Genomic DNA, 989 nt, shown 5'->3' with positions numbered 1-989 from the left:
GGCCCACGGCACCGGCACCACCCTGAACGATGCGGCGGAAGTCCGCCTGCTGGAACGGCTGTTCGCCGATGCGGGGCACGCCCCCGCCGTCACCGCCGTGAAGTCGTGGACCGGGCACTGCGCCTCGGCCTGCGGCGCGGTGGAACTGGCCGTCCTGCTGGCCTGCGCGGCAGGCGGATTTCTGCCGCCGGTACGCAACCTGACCACACCGGAAAGCGCGCGGGTGGATTTCGTGCGTCAGCCGCGCCCATTGCCTACTTCCGGTAATAATGTCGGTTCCATCGGCCTGCTGCTCAATTTCGGCTTCGGCGGGCAGAACGCCGCACTGGTGGTGCGGCTGTGACCCTTTTTTGCCACGCCCTTCCGCAGGAAACCCCCGACCGCTTCCTGCTGCTGGATCGGCTGGACAGCTGCGACGAAACCGGGGCCACGGCCCGCCACGTTTTCACCGCCGCGCCACCGTGGCAGGGGCTGGAAGCCATGGCCCAACTGGCCGCGCTGCACGCCCGCTGGACAGCCGACTTCAATCTGCACGCCTTTCTGCTGACGGTGGAGGAATGCACCTGGCCGGACCACGTACCGGCAGCCGACGTGCGCCACGGCATGTCAAACAGCACATCGGGCCGCACACCGGGCGCCATACCGGGCGGCGCACTGCACTGCACCCTGCACATTGGGGCCTGCCTGCTGGCCGAAAGCGATCGCGCGGCCACCTATGCGACCACCGTCACGCCCCTGCCAGCCTTCTCCGACGCGGCCCTCGCGCCTGCGCCCCCGTGCATGGCCGCCACCCTGACCATAGGCCGCGCGCCCTACGACACACGCTTCAACGGCGACACACTCACCGCCCGTTATCGAGAGACCTTCGCATGGCTGACCAGAACCGCCTGACCGACGCGCATCCGTCCGGCACCGACCTGTCCGGTGCAACGCCCGCCGCCGCCCCGCCCCCGGCGTCTCCCGGCCTGCTGGCCGCGCGCCTGGCCCTG

General features: G+C 70.3%; 1 protein-coding gene and 1 pseudogene. Both read left to right on the top strand.

Features of this window, described 5'->3' with window-relative positions:
* Positions 1 to 343 (top strand): annotated as a pseudogene (locus tag FVW27_RS17030) (beta-ketoacyl-[acyl-carrier-protein] synthase family protein); the annotation flags it as partial.
* Positions 340 to 891, top strand: a complete 552-nt coding sequence (locus FVW27_RS17025; protein WP_167127431.1) for a hypothetical protein — start codon at positions 340 to 342, stop codon at positions 889 to 891. The pseudogene FVW27_RS17030 and the gene FVW27_RS17025, both read left to right, overlap by 4 nt.
* Positions 892 to 989 lie beyond the last annotated feature (98 nt).

Source organism: Nitratidesulfovibrio liaohensis, assembly GCF_011682075.1.
Taxonomy (GTDB): Bacteria; Desulfobacterota; Desulfovibrionia; order Desulfovibrionales; family Desulfovibrionaceae; genus Cupidesulfovibrio; species Cupidesulfovibrio liaohensis.
The sequence above is the reverse complement of the archived record's forward strand: the minus strand, read 5'-3'. Positions and strand labels throughout refer to the sequence as shown.